Genomic DNA, 16,856 nt, shown 5'->3' on the forward strand with positions numbered 1-16,856 from the left:
CACGTGCTGTTGCTCCTCATGGTGAGGAGGCGCACTTGCGCCGTCTCGAACCATGTGGCCACAGTAGGGCCCACATCCTTCGAGACGCGCTTCGCGCTCCTCAGGATGAGGGATAACTCAACAGAATTGCTGCGAGCCCTAATTATGTCCGTCCCCCCGCTGCGCCTCGGCGTCAATGTCGACCACGTCGCCACCTTGCGTAATGCGCGGGGCGGCGAGCGGCCGGATCCGGTGCGCGCCGCGCTTGCGGCGATCGCGGCGGGCGCCGACGGCATCACCGCGCATCTGCGCGAGGATCGCCGTCACATTCGCGACGCCGACATGGCCCGCCTCAAGGCCGAAATTTCCAAGCCGCTGAATTTCGAGATGGCGGCGACCGAGGACATGCTGCGGATCTCGCTCGCGACAAAGCCCCATGCGGTATGCCTGGTGCCGGAGCGCCGCGAAGAGCTCACCACCGAGGGCGGGCTCGATGTCGTCGGCCAGCATAACGCGCTGGCGCCGTTCATCGCGCGGCTCAATGACGCCGGCATCCGGGTGTCGCTATTCATCGCCGCCGACCCGCGCCAGATCGAGATGGCCGCCAAGTTGCGCGCACCCGTGATCGAGATCCACACCGGCGGCTGGTGCGACGCCGTGGTCGACGGCCACGCTGATAAGGCCGAGGCCGAGTGGCAGCGGATCGTGGAGGGTGCCGCATTGGCGCGCGCCGCCGGGCTGGAGGTCCATGCCGGCCACGGCCTCGACTACGAGACGGCCGAGACGATTTCGGCGCTGCCGGAGATCGCCGAACTCAACATCGGCTATTTCATGATGGGGGAGGCGCTGTTCGTCGGCCTGGGCGAGACCGTGCGGCAGATGCGTGCCGCGATGGACCGTGGCCGCGGGAAAATCGCAGGACACGCATGATCATCGGCATCGGCTCCGATCTGATCGACATCACACGGGTGGCCAAGGTGATCGAGCGCCACGGCGACCGCTTCCTCGACCGCATCTTCACCGACGCCGAGCGCGCCAAGGCGGCGCGCCGCGCCAACAGCGAAAAGATGGTGGTCGCGACCTATGCCAAGCGATTCGCCGCCAAGGAGGCCTGTTCCAAGGCGCTCGGCACCGGTATCAGGCGCGGGGTCTGGTGGCGGGACATGGGGGTGGTGAACCTGCCGGGAGGCCGTCCGACCATGAAGCTCACGGGCGGCGCGCTGGCGAGGCTCGAGGCGCTGACGCCGGAGGGGCTGGAAGCGCGGATCGATCTGTCGATCACCGACGATTGGCCGCTGGCGCAGGCCTTTGTCATAATTTCGGCGGTCGCCCCCGGCAAATCATGAGGCGCGCGGGCGTTTGCGCCGGGAACTGGGACAAAACTAAAACTCGTTGATTTTTCAATTGGTTATAAAGTTTTGACGATGCGCTTGATTGCGCGCCCACCAACAACCGTCTAAAACGCCGCCAACGATATATTCGAGCCAGGGCCGATTCTGGTTTGCGCCGGAATTGGCCCTCAACATCAGGTATTAAGATCGTTTTCCTGACGCGAACGTTGCAGCCGATTCGCGCGCGGAAAACGTTCTGCCACCGTGTGGGCCAGGGCCCGCGGGAATTGGGAAAGCGATGAGCGTGACATCCGGCACAAAATCTGAAAGCGGCTTGGGTGAAACCATCCGCGTCGTCATCCACGCTCTCCTGATCGCGCTCGTCATCCGCACCTTCCTGTTCCAGCCGTTCAACATCCCCTCGGGATCGATGAAGGCGACGCTGCTGGTGGGGGATTACCTGTTCGTCTCGAAATATTCGTATGGCTACAGCCACTATTCGATTCCGCTGTCGCCGCCCTTGTTCTCGGGCCGCATCTTTGGCTCGGAGCCGAACCGGGGCGACATTGTCGTATTCCGCCTGCCGAAGGACGATTCCACCGACTACATCAAGCGCGTGATCGGCCTGCCGGGCGACCGCATCCAGATGCGGGAAGGCCTGCTCCACATCAACGACAAGCCGGTCAAGCGCGAGCGCCTTACCGACTTCATCGGCGAGGACCCCTGCGGTTCCGACGCCACCGCGCGCGTCAAGCGCTGGAAGGAAACGCTGCCGAACGGCGTCAGCTATGAGACGCTCGATTGCGTCGACAACGGCTTCTACGACAACACCAACGTCTATACCGTGCCCCCCGGCCACTTCTTCATGATGGGCGACAACCGCGACAACTCGACCGATAGCCGGGTGCTGTCAGCGGTGGGCTATGTGCCGTTCGAGAACATCGTCGGCCGGGCGCAGATGATCTTCTTCTCGATTGCCGAAGGCGAACATGCCTGGATGTTCTGGCGCTGGCCGACTGCGGTGCGCTGGAATCGCCTATTCTCCATCGTGCGATGAACGACGAGACCGCGACCATTCCCGATACGGCGACCCCAGGCGAGGCGGGCCCGCAGGCCGATGCCGCCGCTACGGCTGCGCCGAAAAAGAGGAAGCGCGGCAAGGCGGCGGCCAAAGCGGCCACCGCCGCGATCGAGGGCCGCATCGGCTACACCTTTTCCGATCCCGCGCTGCTGACGACGGCCTTTACCCACGTCTCGGCATTGAAGCCCGCGACGCGCCACCGCGCGGACAGCTATCAGCGGCTGGAATTTCTCGGCGATCACGTGCTCGGGCTGATCATCTCCGACATGCTGTACCGCGCCTATCCGCGGGCCGATGAGGGCGAATTGTCGAAACGGCTGGCCGATCTCGTGCGCAAGGAAAGCTGCGCCGACGTTGCCAAATCGCTGGGATTGCTCGAGGACATCAAGCTCGGCGTGGTCGGGGCGGGGGCGAGCGCGCGGCTGCGCAAATCCGTGCTCGGCGATATCTGCGAGGCGGTGATCGGAGCGATTTATCTCGACGGCGGCTATGCCGCGGCGTCCCAGTTCGTCGAGCGCAACTGGCTGGAGCGGATGCGCAAGCCGCGCCGGCCGCTGCGCGATCCCAAGACGGTGCTGCAGGAATGGGCCCAGAGCAAGGGCTTGCCAACGCCGGTCTACCGCGAGATCGAGCGCACCGGCCCGCATCACGACCCGCAGTTCCGCGTCGCCGTCGACCTGCCGGGCCTTGTGCCCGCCGAGGGGGTCGGCGGCTCCAAGCGCGCGGCCGAGAAGGTTGCCGCCTCCGTCATGATCGAACGCGAAGGCGTTGCCGGCGGCAGCAATGACAGTTGAAGCCTCACCTGAAGCCGCGCCCGCCGAGACCCGCTGCGGTTTCGTCGCGCTGATCGGCGCCCCCAATGTCGGCAAATCGACGCTGGTCAATGCGCTGGTCGGCTCCAAGGTCACCATCGTCTCGCGCAAGGTGCAGACCACGCGCGCGCTGATCCGCGGCATCGTGATCGAAGACAACGCGCAAGTGATCCTGGTCGATACGCCCGGCATCTTCTCGCCGAAGCGGCGGCTAGACCGTGCCATGGTGTCCACCGCCTGGAGCGGCGCCCATGATGCCGACCTCGTCTGCGTGCTGCTCGATGCCAAGGCCGGGATCGACGAGGAGGCCGAGGCGATCCTTACCAAGCTCGCGACGGTCGCGCATCCAAAGATCCTGGTGCTGAACAAGATCGACCTGATCCCGCGCGAAAAACTTCTGGCGCTGGCGCAGGCCGCCAACGAGCGCATGAAGTTCGAGCACACCTTCATGATCTCGGCGCTGTCGGGCGACGGCGTCGACGACCTGCGCAAGACGCTGGCGAAGAGCGTGCCGCCGGGCCCGTTCCACTATCCGGAGGACCAGATGTCGGATGCGCCGCTGCGGCATCTGGCGGCGGAAATCACCCGGGAGAAGATCTACCGCCAGCTTCACCAGGAACTGCCGTATCAATCGACCGTCGAGACCGACAGCTGGACCGAACGCAAGGATAAGTCGGTGCGGATCGAGCAGACGATCTTTGTCGAGCGCGAAAGCCAGCGCAAGATCGTGCTCGGCAAGGGCGGCGCCACCATCAAGTCGATCGGCGCCGACTCGCGCAAGGAGATCGCAGAAATTCTGGGCGTGCCCGTGCACCTGTTCCTGTTCGTCAAGGTGCGCGAGAACTGGGGCGACGACCCCGACCGCTACCGGGAAATGGGGCTGGAATTCCCCAGGGAATGATGAGGAACCGTCATTGCGAGCAAAGCGAAGCAATCCATAGCTCCACAAGCCGTGAGGTGGATTGCTTCGTCGCTTCGCTCCTCGCAATGACGGGCTAGAACAAGAGCCGCCAATTACCAAGAACAGGCACGATGAACGTACCCCGCAATGTGGTCTGGTTTGAGGTCCTGCTGTACCTGTCGCTGACGCTGGATGCCGTGTCGGTGGCCTTTCAGGACCGTACGCCGACGGCGAAGATGACGGAGCAGATGATCAACACCGGAACGCTGATGGCGGCTGGCCTGATCCTGCTGCTGGTCTACTTCGTCCGCCTCGCGGCCCAGGGCCGCAAGAACTGGCCGCGCTGGGTGCTGGCTGCAGCCCTCGTGCTGTCGGTGATTTCGCTCGTGCAGATCATCGGCGAGAAGGGCCTGCAGTTCGACAGCGGCATCGAGATCATTTCCTGCGCGCTGACGGCGATGGGGCTGTATTACTCGTTCACCGGCGACGCGGTGGGGTGGTTTAACGCCTAGCTCAGTCATTCCGGGGCGATGCGTAAGCATCGAACCCGGAATCTCGAGATTCCGGGTTCGCATCTGCGATGCGCCCCGGAATGACGATCGAGAGGCCGCTGCGCTCTCCACCCAAATCCGCTAAACTCCTCCCATGGAATGGACCGACGAAGGCATCGTGCTGGGCGTGCGGCGGCATGGCGAATCCTCCGCCATTGTCGAGCTCTTGACGCGCGAGCACGGCCGTCATCTCGGCCTGGTGCGCGGCGGGGCCTCGTCGCGGATGCGGCCATTGCTGCAGCCCGGCAACAACGTCACCGCCGTGTGGCGGGCGCGGCTTGATGAGCATCTCGGCACCTACGCCATCGAAGGCACGCGGCTGCGCGCGGCGACGCTGCTGGCATCCTCCCACGCCGTCTATGGCGTCACCCATCTGGCCTCGCTGGCGCGGCTATTACCGGAGCGCGACCCGCACGACGACATCTATGAAATGCTCGACCGCACGCTCGACGATTTTGAGGACGCCGGCGGCGCGGCGGCTCACCTCATCCGGTTCGAGCTCGCGATGCTAGCTGAGCTCGGCTTCGGGCTCGATCTGGAAAACTGTGCCGCCACCGGTGAGACCACGGATTTGATCTACGTCTCGCCAAAATCCGGCGGTGCAGTGTCGCGGCGGGCCGGCGAGCCCTACCGCGAGCGCCTGTTGCGTCTGCCGCCGTTCCTGCGCGAAGGCGAGGGCGGCGCGAACAGTTGGTCGGACCAGGACCTGCAGGACGGCTTTCGGCTGACCGGCCTCTTCCTGCTCCGCCATGTGCTGGAACCGCGCGGGCAGGGCCATTCGGATGCGCGGGGCGGGTTCATCAACGCGGTGACGCGGCAGCGGGCGCGGCTGGCGCAGCCCTGAGTACTGGGCTAAAGAAACCTCAAATTCAGACGTCCATCCAGTGCCCGCCCGCGTGCCCCCTATCCGTCAATCACAATTCATCCCCCGCATTGAATCCATGCGCGGCATCGCCGCACTGGCGGTCGCACTCATGCACGTGTCGTCCTCCTTCGTCGAATTGCCAGGGCGCAGCGTCGTGGACCGGACTGGCCTGTTCACCATCCAGGCGTTGAGCAATGGCTACGGGGCGGTCGTGGCCTTTTTCGTCATCAGCGGGTTTGTGCTGGCCCGATCACTGGACAAAAATTTTGACATCGCTCGTTTCGTGGTCGCCCGTGTCTTCCGGCTTTACCCGGCGGCGATCGTGACGGTCGCGATATTTGTCGCGGTTTATTATTGCTCCGGCTTCAGCCTGTATCCGAAGGCATCGTTTGAACCGCTCAACGTCGTCGCCAACATGCTGATGTTGCGCGTCGATATCGATCTGGTGATGTGGTCGATGAAGGCGGAGGTGGCCGCCACCCCGCTGATCATTTTCTGCGTCTGGCTGTTCCGGCGACACGGGACGTCGGCGGTTGTTGCCATGACCCTGGTGCTGTTCGGGCTTGCCTTTGTCGGTCAATTCTCCAAGTCGATTGGCGACGATACCAACCTTGCGCTGCTGTTTGCTTTTCCGGTCGGCATTCTCGTGCATTTCAGGGGCGGGGACCTTGCCGCAAGGCTCACACCGGCTGCGGTCACACTGAGCGCGATCGCCTCCGTCGCCGTGTTCTGCGGTTGCTCCTTCTTCAAGCCGACGGGAACGTGGACGCTGCTGGTGCAATGCCTGTCGGCCGCGACCTTGGTGATGTTGATCGCCTGGCGTGCCGGTGCCACGACGTTCGCGCCGCTCGACGTCGCCGTGGTCAGATTCTATGGCAAGATCTCCTACAGCTTCTATTTGCTGCATCCGCTGACGTTGTGGGGAGCGGGCCGGTTGGTGGTCAATTCGATGGCCCAATTCGAAACCGTGCCGGTAACACTCATCGTTATCGCCGCCTTTGTGCTGTCCGTCGTTGCCGTGACGCCGCTGGCCTGGCTGTCCTGGAAGTTCGTGGAACTGCCGGCCATGAATCGGCTGCAGTCGGCACGGGCATCCCGCAGCGAACTGCCGCTGCGGGTATTGCCCAGCGATCAACGCGCGAATTGAGGCGAGCAAGGCCTTGAGGCGGCACCGGGCGCGAATCACCTCATCTGCCTGAGGCCGTCGTCCCTGCGAACGCAGGGACCCGTACGCCGCGGCCCATCGATTGAAGCTGTGGCGCCAGCCATTTTTCGCCACAAACACTGGTGGTTATGGGCCCCTGTGTTCGCAGGGGCGACGGGCCCCATTCGCATCTTGCCGGATTTGCCGGCAGCGTTTAACCCCTCCCCATGGGAAAACGACAGCTGCCGCCGGAAGAGCCGGCCGAAATCCATGAGGTGATGCTGCGCGATGCGCTGGAAGAGCGCTATCTCGCCTACGCCCTCTCGACCATCATGCACCGTGCCCTGCCGGACGCCCGCGACGGGCTGAAGCCGGTGCACCGGCGCATCCTCTATGGCATGCGCCTGCTCCGGCTCGATCCCGGCACGGCGTTCAAGAAATCGGCGAAAATCGTCGGCGACGTGATGGGCTCGTTCCATCCGCACGGCGACCAGGCGATCTACGACGCCATGGTGCGTCTCGCCCAGGACTTCGCCTCGCGCTACCCGCTGGTCGATGGCCAGGGCAATTTCGGCAATATCGACGGCGATAACCCGGCCGCCTACCGCTACACCGAAGCCCGCATGACCGAGGTCGCGCGGCTTCTGCTTGAGGGCATCGATGAGGATGGCGTCGAGTTCCGTCCCAATTACGACGGCCAGAGCAAGGAGCCGGTGGTTCTGCCCGGCGGCTTCCCGAACCTGCTCGCCAACGGCGCGCAGGGCATCGCGGTCGGCATGGCGACCTCGATCCCGCCGCACAACGTCGCCGAACTCTGCGACGCGGCGCTGCATCTGATCGACAAGCCCGAGGCGAAATCGAAGTCGCTGCTGAAATGGGTCAAGGGTCCGGATTTCCCGACCGGCGGCATCATCGTCGATTCCAAGGAAAGCATCGCCGAAGCCTATATGACCGGGCGCGGCTCGTTCCGCACCCGGGCCAAATGGGTCCAGGAGGAGGGCGCGCGCGGCACCTGGGTCGTCGTCATCACCGAGATCCCGTGGCTGGTGCAGAAGTCGCGGCTGGTCGAGAAGATCGCCGAGCTGCTGAACGAGAAGAAGTTGCCGCTGGTCGGCGACGTCAGGGACGAATCCGCCGAGGACATCCGGCTGATCATCGAGCCGAAATCCCGCGCGGTCGATCCGGCGCTGATGATGGAATCCTTGTTCCGGCTCACCGAGCTGGAAAGCAAGATTTCGCTGAACCTCAACGTGCTGATCAAGGGCAAGATCCCCAAGGTGGTGGGGCTTGCCGAATGCCTGCGCGAATGGCTCGACCATCTGCGCGACGTGCTGGTACGGCGCTCGAACTACCGCAAGACCCAGATCGAGAACCGCCTCGAGATCCTCGGCGGCTATTTGATCGCCTATCTGAACATCGACAAGGTGATCAAGATCATCCGGACCGAGGACGAGCCGAAGCCGGCGCTGATCAAGGCGTTCAAGCTCACGGAAGTCCAGGCCGACGCCATCCTCAACATGCGCCTGCGCTCCTTGCGCAAGCTGGAAGAATTCGAAATCCGGACCGAGGACAAGAATCTTCGCAACGAGTTGAAGGGCATCAAGTCGCTGCTCGGCTCGGAAGCCGAGCAATGGTCCAAGGTCGGCGAGCAGGTCCGCAAGGTCCGCGACATCTTTGGGCCGAAGACGCCGCTCGGCAAGCGCCGCACCCAGTTCGCCGACGCGCCCGAGCATGATCTCGCGGCGATCGAGGAAGCCTTTGTCGAGCGCGAGCCGGTCACCGTCGTGATCTCCGAGAAGGGCTGGGTGCGTACGCTCAAGGGCCATGTCGAGGATATTTCGGGCCTTACCTTCAAGACCGACGACAAGCTCGACCACGCCTTCTTCGCCGAGACCACGTCAAAACTGCTGCTGTTCGCGACCAACGGCAAGTTCTATTCGCTGGATGTTGCAAAGTTGCCGGGTGGCCGCGGCCATGGTGAGCCGATCCGTATGTTCATCGATCTCGAGCAGGACGCGGCGATCGTCTCGCTGTTCGTCAACAAGGGCGAGCGCAAGTTCCTGGTCGCGAGCAGCGAAGGTCAGGGTTTCGTGGTCAAGGAAGAAGACTGCGTCAGCAATACCCGCAAGGGCAAGCAGGTGCTTAACGTCACCATGCCGGCGGAGGCCTGCGCGATCGCGACCGTGCAGGGTGACACCGTGGCGGCGATCGGCACCAACCACAAGATGGTGCTGTTCCCGCTGGAGCAGGTGCCGGAGATGGCGCGCGGCCGCGGCGTGCGCCTGCAAAAGTATTCCAGCGCGAAACTGTCGGATGTCGCGGTGTTCGAGCTCAAGGCGGGCCTGACCTGGAAGGATTCGGCCGGCCGCGAGCAGAGCATGAGCGCCAAGGATCTGGCCGACTGGCGCGGCAACCGCGCCGACGCCGGCCGTCTCGCGCACGGCCTGCCGAAGTCGAACAAGTTCTTGCGCGGCGTGGAGTAAATGTAGGGTGGGTTAGCCGAAGGCGTAACCCACCAAGGTCTCGATACGCGGCACGTCTGTCGGTGGGTTACGCTACGCTAACCCACCCTACGGCTCCTGTAATAGTATTCGAGATTCCGCGCGTTATATAAGTCGCCGTCCAAATTCATCGAGGCGGAATGGCGCAGGATCACTCTCATCACGCTCACTCTCACGCCCACGGCCATTCCCATGGTCATGCCGGCCACAGCCATGCGCCCGACAATTTCGGCTGGGCGTTTGCAATCGGCGCCTCGCTCAATACCGGCTTTGTCATTGCCGAACTGATCTTCGGCTATGCCGCCAACTCGCTGGCGCTGATTTCCGACGCCATCCACAATCTCTCCGATGTGGTCGCGCTGCTGCTGGCATGGGCCGCGGCCTGGCTGGCGCAGAAGCAGCCGACGCAGCGGCATACTTACGGCTATCGGCGCGCCTCGATCCTGGCGGCGCTGTTCAATGCGGGCTTGCTGCTGGTGGCGGTCGGCGGCATTGCGGTCGAGGCGGTCAACCGGCTCTATAGCCCGGCGCCGGTCGCGGGCTGGACGGTCGTGGTGGTCGCGGTACTCGGCGTCGTCGTCAATGGTTTCACGGCGCTGTTGTTCATGCGCGGCCGCCACGGCGATCTCAACATCCGCGGCGCCTATCTGCACATGGCGGCGGACGCCGGTGTCTCGCTCGGCGTGGTGGTGGCGGCGTTCGTCATCATGGTGACGGGATGGCTGTGGCTCGATCCCGCCATCAGCCTCGTTATTGCGGCCGTGGTGTTCTGGAGCGGCTGGGGCCTGGCGCGCGACAGCGTCAACCTCGCGCTCGACGGCGTGCCGCGCGGCATCGAGCTTTCGGATGTGAAGGACTATCTCGGCGGATTGGAAGGCGTCATCGAGGTGCACGACCTCCACGTCTGGGCCATGAGCACCAATGAGACCGCGCTGACCGCGCATCTTGTGCGGCCGGGTGGAACGGACGATGCCTTCCTGCATGGCGTCTGCGAGCAACTGTCGCACCGTTTCAACATCCACCACGCCACGTTGCAGATCGAAGCCGCGGCCGAGGTCTGCAAGTTAGCACCGGCCGAACGGGTGTAGTCCCGCCTGTGCACCGACACGCATTAGGGAATGCCTTACTTTCGCTCTTTGATCTGGCCGCTGCTATCGACGACGAGCCGCACTTCCTTACCGTCCTTCATCGCCTTGGCGGTCGTACCTTCGGCAGTCGACTTGATGTCGCTGACCTGCGAGTAGCCGGCCGCCTGAATCTTGGCGATGAGTTCCTCCTGCGTCAGGGCATAAACGGGTGATAGTCCCGCCGCGATCGTCAGCCAGATGGTTGCCTCAAAGATCCTCCGTGTGCGCATGCTCGTGCTCCTGGTTATATCTCTGCCCAGGTGAAGTCCGCTCTACTCCGCAGTGTTCCCCTAGATGATGCCAATCGACCGCAGCAGGATGCCTATGCTGCATGAAGCGGCCAGGACGACGAGCATCCCAATACTGAAGCGGAAGATTGCGGTTGCCGCCGCTATCGATAGGACGAGCGCCGGCAGGTCGATGCTGGCCAGCACGGGCGCGTCGAACGACAGGCCGAATCCTTGAACCGGAAAGGTTTGTCGGAACACAGTGTGTAGCGCGAACCAGATCGACAGATTGAGGATCACGCCGACGACCGCCGCGGTGATCGCCGAGAGCGCGCCGGCCAGCGCCTTGTTGCCTCGCAGCGCCTCGATGTAGGGCGCTCCGACGAAGATCCAGAGGAAGCAGGGTGCGAAGGTCACCCAGGTCGCCAGCAACCCGCCGAGAGTGCCGGCGAGCATGGGCGACAGCCCGCTCGCTTCGCGGAATGCCGCCATGAAGCCGACGAACTGAACGACCATGATGAGAGGTCCGGGCGTGGTCTCCGCCATGCCGAGGCCGTCGAGCATCTCCCGCGGTGTGACCCAGTGGTAGTATTCGGCGGCCTGCTGCGCGACATAGGCCAGCACAGCGTAGGCGCCGCCGAATGTCACCATCGCCATTTTGCTGAAGAATATCGCGATTTGGCTGAAGACATCGTTCGGTCCCAGCGCAATGAGGAGCGCAAAGACGGGAACGAGCCAGATGGCGAGCCAGACGGCCAAGACCCGCAGCATGCGCGACGTATTCGGTCGAACATGTTCGGGAATCCCTTCGCCAAGCATGCTGTCGATGATGGCAGAATTCTTTCCGCCATGTTCCAGAGCCGCGAATTCCGGCCTGCCAAGCCGGGCACCGACGAAGCCGATGCAGGCGGCGGCCACGATGATCAGGGGAAATGGCACCCCGAAGAAGAAGATCGCGACAAAGGCGATGGCCGCGAGCGCGATCATCACCCGGTTGCGCAGCGCACGCTTGCCGACGCGAACCACCGCCTGGATCACGATGGCGAGAACGGCCGCCTTGAGGCCGAAGAACAGCGCCTCGATGAAGCCGACATTGCCGTAGGCCGCGTAGATATAGCTGAGGCCCATGATGGCGATGATGCCGGGCAGGATGAACAGCCCGCCGGCCATGATGCCGCCCGCGGTCCGGTGCAAGAGCCAGCCGATATAGGTCGCAAGCTGCTGCGCCTCGGGCCCCGGCAGCAGCATGCAGTAGTTCAGCGCATGCAAAAAGCGGCTCTCCGAGATCCAGTTCTTCTCCTCGACCAGGATGCGGTGCATCACCGCGATCTGTCCGGCCGGGCCACCGAAGCTGAGCAGGGCGATCCGCAGCCAGACGCGGAAGGCTTCACCAAAACTGATGCCGTGATCGAGATGCCGGCTTGCGCCGGCATCGATCGTCTTTTGCACTGTGGCGTCCATCACGGCTTCGCCTTGTTGGTCGGCCAGTTATGCGTTTCGCCTGACGCGTCGCGGCACCAGCGGTAGAACGCGTCGTAGAGCATCATGCCGGCTTCAAGCTGCTCGAGATCGTCGTCGAACATGCGCGACAAGCCGAGCGAAGCGGCGAGCAGGCCGGGCGCCTCCGGCGATAGATCAGGCCGTCCGGTGTCGGCGCCGCGTACCATTTGCGCGAGCCGCAGCAAAGGCGGCGTGGCAAGGCCAAATTCCTCGATCATGACGTCGAAGGTGCAGAGCTCGCCGCGGTGGCTCCAGAACACGTTCTCGATATCGAAGGGCGCAGCGTTGAAACGATCGCCGACGGCGATGACCTCGGAAGGCGCGACATACAGGAACACCGCATGCGGATCGACAAAGCGGCGGATCAGCCAGGGGCAGGCGATGCGGTCGACCTTCGGTCGGGCGCGCGTCACCCAGACGGTGCGGCCCTTGGCATCACGGTGCGGCAATTTGGACGTATTGAGCAGCGGAAGCTTGGCCTCCTTCCAGCCCTCAAAGCCGCCTTCGAGTGTTTCGGCGGCGACGCCGGCGTGCCGCAGCCAGGCCGCGGTACCTTGCGCGAGTTTGGCGCCGCGCAGGCAAACAACGATCGCGGAATTGCCGGAGAAATTGCCGCTCCACTCGCCGGCGTCCTGATGACTGCGCCTGATGGCGCCGGGGATCAGCCGCGGGTCGGCGGCAAAATCTTCGTCGGTACGAACGTCGATCAGGGCCGGCATACTCGCCGTGCCGATCAACTTTGCAAGCTTGTCTGGGGATATAGTGGTGTAGGCTGACATGGCTGCGCCCTCGTGAAAAACGGGACGCGATACTTGGGCTTGTCGCCTCGTGGGGGGATCGCAAAGCCCCCATGGCCTTCTATTAGCCGCCGGCTGCTCCCGCTGTCAACGGCGCATCACGGTTCCGCCATCACACGCAAGAGCGCTTGCGAAACCTGACGTTCGGTCCTAACTTCAAACGTATCGGGGACAAAGCAGGCTCCCCGTCAGACGGTCGCCGTCCAAGCTCTGCGCACACTCGACGTGTCGAGGATGGCGCATGGACGGAAACAAGCCGAAATTTTTTCAAATTATCAGACCATATCCGGACGCTCTCCTTCTCGCGTGCATGCTTGCGTTCGCGCCATTGTCCGCGACCGCCGAGACAGGAGCCACCACCATGATAGCCATCGATCGTATGACGCCGGGATCGCCCCCGGTCGGATTTTCGTTCGCGCGGACCGGCCAGGGCCGCGAAGGCGAATGGACCGTCACACCGGACACAACGTCTTCAGCGGGAAAGGTGATCGAGCAGACCAGTACCGACCGCACCGATTACCGATTTCCGTTGGCGATCCACGAGGGCCTGTCGGCTGTCAATGTCGACGTCGAGGTCCGGTTTAAGGCCGTGGCCGGCAAGACGGACCAGGCCGGTGGCATCGCCGTGCGACTGCTGGATCCCGACAATTACTACGTCGCCCGCGCCAATGCGCTGGAAGATAACGTTCGCTTCTATCGCGTCGTCAACGGCCGGCGCGAACAACTGGATGGTGCCAATCTGAGGGTCACGCCGAATCAATGGCACACGCTGGGCCTGCGTGCGGAGGGCAATCGCTTCACAGTTTCCTTTGACGGCAGGAAATTGTTCAGTGCAACCGACAAGACCTTTGCCAAGGCCGGCGGCGTGGCGCTGTGGACCAAGGCCGACAGCGTGACGCGCTTCGATCAGGTGAAGATGACAGTCTTGCCTTAACGGAATGCTGGGATGACCGAACTCGCGACTGAAACGAAGGCTTCAGCCGGAAACACGCTGATCTCGCTGCTCTATGTCGCGCGTGGCCTGCGCGGCTTCGGGGATGGTTTTGCCGTCATCATCCTGCCGGCTTACATGACTGCGCTGGGTTACGACGCCGTCGCGGTCGGCATCGTCGCGACGGCCTCGCTGCTTGGCACCGCGCTGCTGACGCTGATCACGGGGTGGATCGCGCCGCGCCATGACCTGAGGCCGCTCTTGATCGCAGGCGCCAGCCTGATGGCAGTGACCGGAATCGCCTTTCCCGCCGTCGAGCACTTTTTACTCATCGCGCTGGTCGCCTTCATCGGCACGATCAATGCTTCCGGCGGCGATCTCGGCATGCTGGTGCCGCTCGAGCATGCGGTGCTGGCGCATAGCGCTGCCGACGAGCGCCGCACGCAGGTGTTTGCGCGCTACAGCCTGATCGGTGCGCTCTGCACCGCGGCCGGATCGCTCGCGGCCTCGCTGCCCGATTTCCTCGTCGCAGGCGGCAGCACGCAGCTCTCCGCGTTCCGCCTGATGTTCTATGCTTACGCCGCGCTCGGCATTATCTGCGCCGCGCTCTATCGCTATATGCCGCATACGCAGGGCGAAGAGAGGGCGCCGCAAACCCCGCTCGGGCCGTCGCGCGCCACGGTCTACAAGCTCGCGGCGCTGTTCAGCATCGACTCCTTTGCCGGCGGTTTTGTCGCGCAATCGCTGTTGGTGCTCTGGCTGCTCGAGCGCTTCGATCTGTCACTGTCGGCGGCCGGACTGTTCTTCTTCTGGTCGAGCACGCTGAGCGCGTTCTCCTATCCGGTCGCTGCCTGGATCGCGAAGCGCATCGGCCTCGTCAACACCATGGTGTTCACGCACATTCCCTCCAGCATCTTTTTGATCCTGGCGGCGTTCGCGCCGAACCTCTATGTGGCGCTCGGGCTGTTGCTGTTGCGCGCAGCGCTGTCGCAGATGGATGTGCCGACCCGCACGTCCTATGTCATGGCGGTGGTGACGCCGGCCGAACGGCCGGCAGCCGCGAGCCTCACCGCCGTGCCGCGCAGCCTGGCGTCGGCGATCAGCCCGGCGATCTCGGGCGCGCTATTGATGACGTCGTTTACCGGGCTGCCGCTGGTGGTCTGCGGCACGCTCAAGATTGCCTACGACCTGGCGCTATTGTTCTCGTTCCGCCATATCAAGCCGCCGGAGGAAAAGCGCTAGCGGTCGATCGAAACCTTCAATGATGCGCGACGTCTGTCTTGTCGAGCGCGGTGCGAACGTTGCGCGCCAGTTTCAGAGCGTCGTCATTGGCCCAGAAGTGCACGAAGAACATGCGCGGCTCTTCTGCAAGCATGTGGCTGTGGATCGCGGTGACCTCGATATCTCCTGCGCGTAGCGCCCGGATCAAGGGATTGACCTCGTCGCCGGTCACGAGGAAATCGCCTGTTATGGCGGCCTTGCCGCCGCCGGTCGGTTGAAAGTTGATGGCGTTCGCGCCGCCGAGAGCGGCAGTGACCTGCATTCCGCTTTCCTTGGCCGGATCGCGCCTCGGAATGCCGTACTGGTAGACACCACCATTCACGGTGCCCTTGGCACCCATTGCAGCGTCGATGCCGGCGGTATCGAGATCAATTGCCGGTGCTGCGGTGGCGGTGGTGGCAGGTGGTTCGAAGGGCGTCTTGCTCGCCGACGAAAGCGCCGCGCGGATTGCGGTCGCTATTTTTTCAGGGTCGCCGTGCCCCGCAACATGCATATAAAAGGTCGCGGGAAAGGCGCGGAGAATGTGATTGTGGATCGCGCTGACGTCCAGCCCGCTGTCCAGCAATTTGGTCATGACCGGCGTGATTTCCGTATCCAGCAGCACCAGGTCGCCCATCAGCATGGCCTGTCCCTGCATGGGCGCGAAAGCGATCCACCCTCCGAGCGCTAGCGCCGGCTTGATGGTGACGCCGTCCAGCGTGACGTGCAGATCGGATCGCGGCAGTCCGTAACGATGCACGTCGCCGCTTACGGTGGCGGTCTTCCCGAGAGCAGCGTCTACCTTCTTCCAATCAATAGCATCGGCGCGGGCGGCCTGTGACAGCAGCAGCGCAGCGCCGAGCGCCAGTAGCGTAAGCGACTGTTTCATGGTGTTCTCCTTCTTGCGCCCCATATTCGGTCGCGCCTCACAAAGTTCCAGCGAGGCATGACGCAGCGCGGCCAAGCGTTGATTTTCGTATGTGAGGGGAAGGTGTTCGGGCATGCGCATGCGCCTCCGGGAAACCGGGACGCGATACTTGGGCATGACGCCTCGTGGGGAGATCGCAAATCCCCATGGCTGTATTCAGCCACACTAAAGCGGGCTGTCAACGCAGTCACGCGACGGCGGTTGCGATGGGTGCGACGAGAACGGCGCGAAAGTCTTTATTTCGAGCGCGTTACTGGATGACTTTCCCAGAAGCCGACCGCGCGCTCACTTTCAATTGATCCATGGAGGTTGGATCATTTGTTCTCCGGTTTCAGCATTGAAGGGCAGATCACCGTGAACCACGGCTCGCGCAACTACCAGGGCGACTTCCGTCCGTCGGGGAGGGGGTCCATCACGCGCCGCTCGTCGCGGACGTGCGACCATTGCGCCAGCTTGATTTCCGGCGTGCGGGGCGCGCCAGCCTCTTCCGAAAGAAAGGCGAGCTTCTGGCTTGCCTGCACCTGGTACTTGGCGGCTTGTGCCAGCCAATACCATTTCTTGTCGGGTTCGCTCAGCGCGCGTTGCCGGCACTCGGCTTCCAGTTCACGTAAGCGGATCGCTTCCTTCATCACCAATTCCAGAGCCTGGAGGCTCCATTTCGGGCCTCGAAACCACCGGAACTCGGATTCCGGCAATTCTTCATGGCAAAAACTTCTTGACGGCATCCTATGCCGGATAGGGACAATTGATTGAAATTTACCAAGGGATTGACGCGTAATTAGCTAATCTGCCGAGCCTCGCACCAACTGATTGTACCAGCATGCTTTTTCAGAGGGAGGCTGTGGCCTCCGTTGGCGTTTTTAGGCCGAGCCCCGCGTCGGGGACAACCGGCGGCAATCCGTCAGGAATAGGTTGGATCGT

At 63.3% G+C, this 16,856-nt stretch carries 17 protein-coding genes; 12 read left to right on the plus strand and 5 right to left on the minus strand.

Annotated elements, in window-relative coordinates; all coding sequences use genetic code 11:
- The first annotated feature begins 144 nt into the window (after positions 1-144).
- From QA643_RS18025 to QA643_RS18070, 10 genes are all read left to right on the plus strand, one after another.
- Positions 145-909 carry a pyridoxine 5'-phosphate synthase gene (locus QA643_RS18025; protein WP_283034423.1) on the plus strand — a complete coding sequence of 255 codons (765 nt, stop codon included), beginning with the start codon at positions 145-147 and terminating at the stop codon, positions 907-909.
- The gene (gene acpS, locus QA643_RS18030) at positions 906-1,325 is read left to right on the plus strand and encodes a holo-ACP synthase (protein WP_283034424.1); all 420 of its coding nucleotides are present in this window, start codon (positions 906-908) and stop codon (positions 1,323-1,325) included. Before QA643_RS18025 ends, acpS begins: the two co-directional genes overlap by 4 nt.
- A gap of 283 nt (positions 1,326-1,608) precedes the next feature.
- Entirely contained in the window at positions 1,609-2,367 is a 759-nt protein-coding gene (gene lepB / locus QA643_RS18035) for a signal peptidase I (RefSeq protein ID WP_283034425.1), read from the plus strand.
- Positions 2,364-3,185, plus strand: coding sequence for a ribonuclease III (gene rnc, locus QA643_RS18040; RefSeq protein ID WP_283034426.1), 822 nt, complete (start codon positions 2,364-2,366; stop codon positions 3,183-3,185). The genes lepB and rnc overlap by 4 nt, the downstream gene beginning before the upstream one ends.
- Positions 3,175-4,104, plus strand: a complete 930-nt coding sequence (gene era, locus QA643_RS18045; RefSeq protein WP_283034427.1) for a GTPase Era — start codon at positions 3,175-3,177, stop codon at positions 4,102-4,104. Before rnc ends, era begins: the two co-directional genes overlap by 11 nt.
- A gap of 131 nt (positions 4,105-4,235) precedes the next feature.
- Positions 4,236-4,616 (plus strand): hypothetical protein, encoded by a 381-nt coding sequence (locus QA643_RS18050; protein ID WP_283034428.1) that lies wholly within the window; start codon positions 4,236-4,238, stop codon positions 4,614-4,616.
- Positions 4,617-4,749: 133 nt separating this feature from the next.
- Positions 4,750-5,499 (plus strand): DNA repair protein RecO, encoded by a 750-nt coding sequence (gene recO / locus QA643_RS18055; protein WP_283034429.1) that lies wholly within the window; start codon positions 4,750-4,752, stop codon positions 5,497-5,499.
- 97 nt (positions 5,500-5,596) lie between these two features.
- Positions 5,597-6,667 carry an acyltransferase gene (locus tag QA643_RS18060; RefSeq protein WP_283034430.1) on the plus strand — a complete coding sequence of 357 codons (1,071 nt, stop codon included), beginning with the start codon at positions 5,597-5,599 and terminating at the stop codon, positions 6,665-6,667.
- 224 nt (positions 6,668-6,891) lie between these two features.
- Entirely contained in the window at positions 6,892-9,147 is a 2,256-nt protein-coding gene (gene parC / locus QA643_RS18065; protein ID WP_283034431.1) for a DNA topoisomerase IV subunit A, read from the plus strand.
- 158 nt (positions 9,148-9,305) lie between these two features.
- Positions 9,306-10,253 carry a cation diffusion facilitator family transporter gene (locus tag QA643_RS18070; protein WP_283034432.1) on the plus strand — a complete coding sequence of 316 codons (948 nt, stop codon included), beginning with the start codon at positions 9,306-9,308 and terminating at the stop codon, positions 10,251-10,253.
- A 35-nt stretch (positions 10,254-10,288) separates the two neighbouring features.
- Here the strand turns inward: QA643_RS18070 and QA643_RS18075 are convergent, their stop codons facing one another.
- From QA643_RS18075 to QA643_RS18085, 3 genes are read right to left on the minus strand one after another with little or no spacing between them, the layout of a single operon-like run.
- Positions 10,289-10,522, minus strand: coding sequence for a hypothetical protein (locus tag QA643_RS18075; RefSeq protein WP_283034433.1), 234 nt, complete (start codon positions 10,520-10,522; stop codon positions 10,289-10,291).
- Between the two features lie 60 nt (positions 10,523-10,582).
- The gene (gene chrA / locus QA643_RS18080; RefSeq protein WP_283034434.1) at positions 10,583-11,980 is read right to left on the minus strand and encodes a chromate efflux transporter; all 1,398 of its coding nucleotides are present in this window, start codon (positions 11,978-11,980) and stop codon (positions 10,583-10,585) included.
- Positions 11,980-12,798, minus strand: a complete 819-nt coding sequence (locus QA643_RS18085; RefSeq protein ID WP_283034435.1) for a chromate resistance protein ChrB domain-containing protein — start codon at positions 12,796-12,798, stop codon at positions 11,980-11,982. The genes chrA and QA643_RS18085 overlap by 1 nt, the downstream gene beginning before the upstream one ends.
- A gap of 379 nt (positions 12,799-13,177) precedes the next feature.
- On the opposite strand from QA643_RS18085, the gene QA643_RS18090 reads away from it, so the two are divergent.
- Both QA643_RS18090 and QA643_RS18095 read left to right on the plus strand, forming a co-directional pair.
- Positions 13,178-13,750 (plus strand): hypothetical protein, encoded by a 573-nt coding sequence (locus tag QA643_RS18090; protein WP_283034436.1) that lies wholly within the window; start codon positions 13,178-13,180, stop codon positions 13,748-13,750.
- Between the two features lie 12 nt (positions 13,751-13,762).
- Positions 13,763-14,989: an MFS transporter gene (locus QA643_RS18095; protein WP_283034437.1), complete on the plus strand. Its 1,227-nt coding sequence runs from the start codon at positions 13,763-13,765 to the stop codon at positions 14,987-14,989.
- A 16-nt stretch (positions 14,990-15,005) separates the two neighbouring features.
- Here the strand turns inward: QA643_RS18095 and QA643_RS18100 are convergent, their stop codons facing one another.
- Together QA643_RS18100 and QA643_RS18105 are read right to left on the minus strand one after the other, a co-directional pair.
- Complete coding sequence (locus QA643_RS18100; RefSeq protein WP_283034438.1) at positions 15,006-15,896, minus strand: DUF1259 domain-containing protein; 891 nt, start codon at positions 15,894-15,896, stop codon at positions 15,006-15,008.
- Positions 15,897-16,309: 413 nt separating this feature from the next.
- Positions 16,310-16,564: a hypothetical protein gene (locus QA643_RS18105; RefSeq protein WP_283034439.1), complete on the minus strand. Its 255-nt coding sequence runs from the start codon at positions 16,562-16,564 to the stop codon at positions 16,310-16,312.
- Between the last annotated feature and the right edge of the window lie 292 nt (positions 16,565-16,856).

This window comes from Bradyrhizobium sp. CB3481, assembly GCF_029714305.1.
Classification (GTDB): domain Bacteria; phylum Pseudomonadota; class Alphaproteobacteria; order Rhizobiales; family Xanthobacteraceae; genus Bradyrhizobium.